Source organism: Saccharothrix xinjiangensis, from assembly GCF_039527585.1.
In the GTDB taxonomy this organism is placed as follows: domain Bacteria; phylum Actinomycetota; class Actinomycetes; order Mycobacteriales; family Pseudonocardiaceae; genus Actinosynnema; species Actinosynnema xinjiangensis.
On the sequence record NZ_BAAAKE010000063.1, the window covers coordinates 1 to 5,147 of the forward strand.

The following is a 5,147-nucleotide window of genomic DNA, read 5'->3' on the forward strand; positions in this document are numbered from 1 at the left end:
GGTGGACACGGGTGGTCCGGTCGGTTCTTTCAGAACCGCACAGTGGATGCGTAGCGTCTTCGTAGCAAGTCCTCGGCCTATTAGTACCGGTCAACTCCAGCCGTTACCGACCTTCCATCTCCGGCCTATCAACCCAATGGTCTCTTGGGGGCCTTAACCCACAAAGGGTGGGATACCTCATCTAGGAACGAGCTTCCCGCTTAGATGCTTTCAGCGGTTATCCCTTCCGAACGTAGCCAACCAGCAATGCCCTTGGCAGGACAACTGGCACACCAGAGGTCCGTCCGTCCCGGTCCTCTCGTACTAGGGACAGCCTTCCGCAAGTATCCTACGCGCGCGGCGGATAGGGACCGAACTGTCTCACGACGTTCTAAACCCAGCTCGCGTACCGCTTTAATGGGCGAACAGCCCAACCCTTGGGACCTACTCCAGCCCCAGGATGCGACGAGCCGACATCGAGGTGCCAAACCATGCCGTCGATATGGACTCTTGGGCAAGATCAGCCTGTTATCCCCGGGGTACCTTTTATCCGTTGAGCGACCACGCTTCCACAAGCCATGGCCGGATCACTAGTTCCGACTTTCGTCCCTGCTCGACCTGTCGGTCTCACAGTCAAGCCCCCTTGTGCACTTGCACTCGACACCTGATTGCCAACCAGGCTGAGGGAACCTTTGAGCGCCTCCGTTACTCTTTGGGAGGCAACCGCCCCAGTTAAACTACCCACCAGGCACTGTCCCTGATCCGGATCACGGACCGAGGTTAGACATCCAGTACGACCAGAGTGGTATTTCAACGATGACTCCACACCGACTGGCGTCGACGCTTCACAGTCTCCCACCTATCCTACACAAGCCGAACCGAACACCAATACCAAGCTATAGTAAAGGTCCCGGGGTCTTTCCGTCCTGCCGCGCGTAACGAGCATCTTTACTCGTAGTGCAATTTCGCCGGGCCTGTGGTTGAGACAGTCGAGAAGTCGTTACGCCATTCGTGCAGGTCGGAACTTACCCGACAAGGAATTTCGCTACCTTAGGATGGTTATAGTTACCACCGCCGTTTACTGGCGCTTAAGTTCTCAGCTTCGCCCCGAAGAGCTAACCGGTCCCCTTAACGTTCCAGCACCGGGCAGGCGTCAGTCCGTATACATCGTCTTGCGACTTCGCACGGACCTGTGTTTTTAGTAAACAGTCGCTTCTCGCTGGTCTCTGCGGCCAACTGGTCCTAGCCCGCAAGGGGCTTCAAACCCTTTGGCCCCCCTTCTCCCGAAGTTACGGGGGCATTTTGCCGAGTTCCTTAACCACAGTTCGCCCGATCGCCTCGGTATTCTCTACCTGACCACCTGTGTCGGTTTGGGGTACGGGCCGCGTGAACACTCACTAGAGGCTTTTCTCGGCAGCATGGGATCACTCTACTTCGCCTCAATCGGCTATGCATCACGTCTCAGCCTTGATGGCGTGCGGATTTGCCTACACACCGGCCTACACGCTTACACCAGTACTACCACTCACTGGCGGAGCTACCCTCCTGCGTCACCCCATCGTTTGACTACTACAAGCTCGGTTCCCGCGCTCCACACATCCAACAGACCCGAAGGTCCACCAGAGGCTTTGGGCGGTTAGCATCGCAAGCCTCGCCAGGGACGCATCCACACGGGTACGGGAATATCAACCCGTTGTCCATCGACTACGCCTGTCGGCCTCGCCTTAGGTCCCGACTTACCCTGGGCGGATTAGCCTGGCCCAGGAACCCTTGGTCATCCGGCGGCAGAGTTTCTCACTCTGCTTTCGCTACTCATGCCTGCATTCTCACTCGTCCAGCCTCCACACCTGGATTCCTCCGGCGCTTCAATGGCTGAACGACGCTCCCCTACCCATCCAGACCTACATCTGAATGACACGGCTTCGGCGGTGTGCTTAAGCCCCGCTACATTGTCGGCGCAGGACCACTTGACCAGTGAGCTATTACGCACTCTTTAAAGGGTGGCTGCTTCTAAGCCAACCTCCTGGTTGTCTGGGCGACCCCACATCCTTTCCCACTTAGCACACACTTAGGGGCCTTAGCCGGCGTTCTGGGCTGTTTCCCTCTCGACTACGAAGCTTATCCCCCGCAGTCTCACTGCCGCGCTCTCACGTACCGGCATTCGGAGTTTGGTTGATTTCGGTAAGCTTGTGGGCCCCCTAGACCATCCAGTGCTCTACCTCCGGCACGAAACACACGACGCTGCACCTAAATGCATTTCGGGGAGAACCAGCTATCACGGAGTTTGATTGGCCTTTCACCCCTAACCACAGCTCATCCCCCAGGTTTTCAACCCTGGTGGGTTCGGGCCTCCACGCGGTCTTACCCACGCTTCACCCTGGCCATGGCTAGATCACTCCGCTTCGGGTCTAGACCACGCGACTATGAACGCCCTATTCGGACTCGCTTTCGCTACGGCTACCCCACACGGGTTAACCTCGCCACGCAGCACTAACTCGCAGGCTCATTCTTCAAAAGGCACGCCGTCACCCCTAAAGGCTCCGACGGATTGTAGGCACACGGTTTCAGGTACTATTTCACTCCCCTCCCGGGGTACTTTTCACCTTTCCCTCACGGTACTAGTCCGCTATCGGTCACCAGGGAGTATTCAGGCTTAGCGGGTGGTCCCGCCAGATTCACAGCAAATTCCACGAGCTCGCTGCTACTTGGGAGCACTGTAAGAAGACGGTGAGTTTTCGCGTACGGGACTTTCACCCTCTACGGCCGCGCTTTCCAGACACGTTCCGCTAACGACACCGTTTTATGACTTCTTGCCAGTCCGGCAGAACTGGCCAACAGGTCCCACGACCCCGTACACGCAACCCCTGCCGGGTATCACACGAATACGGTTTAGCCTCTTCCGCTTTCGCTCGCCACTACTCACGGAATCACGGTTGTTTTCTCTTCCTGCGGGTACTGAGATGTTTCACTTCCCCGCGTTCCCTCCACATACCCTATGTGTTCAGGTATGGGTGACCCCACATGACTGGGGCCGGGTTTCCCCATTCGGAAATCCTTGGATCTCAGCTCGGTTGACAACTCCCCAAGGCTTATCGCAGTCTCCTACGTCCTTCATCGGCTCCTGGTGCCAAGGCATCCACCGTGTGCCCTTAATAACTTGCCACAAAGATGCTCGCATCCACTGTGCAGTTCTCAAAGAACAACCAGACACAACCCCACACTGCCCACGCCTACCCGACCGAAGTCGAACGGTTCGAAGACGGAGATCGCCCTGTCGTTACTCGCTGAAAGAGACACTCACGTGTTCCCTCAGGACCCAACAGCGTACCGAACACTAGACCAAGCCCCCACACGACCCTTCCACACTCCCGAAGAAGCAGTACTAACTCGCGCAGCAACAAGACCGAATGCATTAGCCAGCATCCACTAATATGAGCTCCACCCGACGATCATTCGCCGCCGGCGTGGCCTCCACCGAAGTCCGAGAACCCCGATGCAGATGCTCCTTAGAAAGGAGGTGATCCAGCCGCACCTTCCGGTACGGCTACCTTGTTACGACTTCGTCCCAATCGCCAGTCCCACCTTCGACCGCTCCCCCCCTTGCGGGTTGGGCCACGGGCTTCGGGTGTTACCGACTTTCGTGACGTGACGGGCGGTGTGTACAAGGCCCGGGAACGTATTCACCGCAGCGTTGCTGATCTGCGATTACTAGCGACTCCGACTTCACGGGGTCGAGTTGCAGACCCCGATCCGAACTGAGACCGGCTTTGTGGGATTCGCTCCACCTCACGGCTTAGCAGCCCTCTGTACCGGCCATTGTAGCATGTGTGAAGCCCTGGACATAAGGGGCATGATGACTTGACGTCATCCCCACCTTCCTCCGAGTTGACCCCGGCAGTCTCCCATGAGTCCCCGCCATTACGCGCTGGCAACATGGAACGAGGGTTGCGCTCGTTGCGGGACTTAACCCAACATCTCACGACACGAGCTGACGACAGCCATGCACCACCTGTACACCAGTCCGAAGAGGCCTACATCTCTGCAGGTTTCCGGTGCATGTCAAGCCCAGGTAAGGTTCTTCGCGTTGCATCGAATTAATCCACATGCTCCGCCGCTTGTGCGGGCCCCCGTCAATTCCTTTGAGTTTTAGCCTTGCGGCCGTACTCCCCAGGCGGGGTGCTTAATGCGTTAGCTGCGGCACGGAGGACGTGGAAGCCCCCCACACCTAGCACCCACCGTTTACGGCGTGGACTACCAGGGTATCTAATCCTGTTCGCTCCCCACGCTTTCGCTCCTCAGCGTCAGTATCGGCCCAGAGACCCGCCTTCGCCACCGGTGTTCCTCCTGATATCTGCGCATTTCACCGCTACACCAGGAATTCCAGTCTCCCCTGCCGAACTCAAGTCTGCCCGTATCGACCGCAGGCTCCACGTTAAGCGTGAAGTTTTCACGGCCGACGCAACAAACCGCCTACGAGCTCTTTACGCCCAATAATTCCGGACAACGCTCGCACCCTACGTATTACCGCGGCTGCTGGCACGTAGTTAGCCGGTGCTTCTTCTGCAGGTACCGTCACTTGCGCTTCGTCCCTGCTGAAAGAGGTTTACAACCCGAAGGCCGTCATCCCTCACGCGGCGTCGCTGCATCAGGCTTTCGCCCATTGTGCAATATTCCCCACTGCTGCCTCCCGTAGGAGTCTGGGCCGTGTCTCAGTCCCAGTGTGGCCGGTCACCCTCTCAGGCCGGCTACCCGTCGTCGCCTTGGTAGGCCATCACCCCACCAACAAGCTGATAGGCCGCGGGCCCATCCCGTACCGCCGGAACTTTCCACCCACCACCATGCGGAGGCAGGTCATATCCGGTATTAGACCTAGTTTCCCAGGCTTATCCCAGAGTACAGGGCAGGTTACCCACGTGTTACTCACCCGTTCGCCGCTCGTGTACCCCGAAGGGCCTTACCGCTCGACTTGCATGTGTTAAGCACGCCGCCAGCGTTCGTCCTGAGCCAGGATCAAACTCTCCAATAAGGAATGAGTTCGATCGCTCCGAACAACACTGACATGAATTTGTCAGCTGTCCAGTAACAATCTCAAAGGAATCCTCTTGACGAGGATCATAAATTTACTGGCTATTCGGCACGCTGTTGAGTTCTCAAAGAACACGCGCTCA

2 rRNA genes are annotated in these 5,147 nt (G+C 57.5%); both read right to left on the bottom strand.

The annotated features are described in order from the left end of the window. Nucleotides 1–60 precede the first annotated feature (60 nt). Nucleotides 61–3,142 (bottom strand): 23S ribosomal RNA (locus ABD223_RS43180). Between the two features lie 347 nt (nucleotides 3,143–3,489). Continuing rightward, a 16S ribosomal RNA gene (locus ABD223_RS43185) occupies nucleotides 3,490–5,005 on the bottom strand. The 16S and 23S rRNA genes sit together here, the layout of an rRNA operon. Nucleotides 5,006–5,147 lie beyond the last annotated feature (142 nt).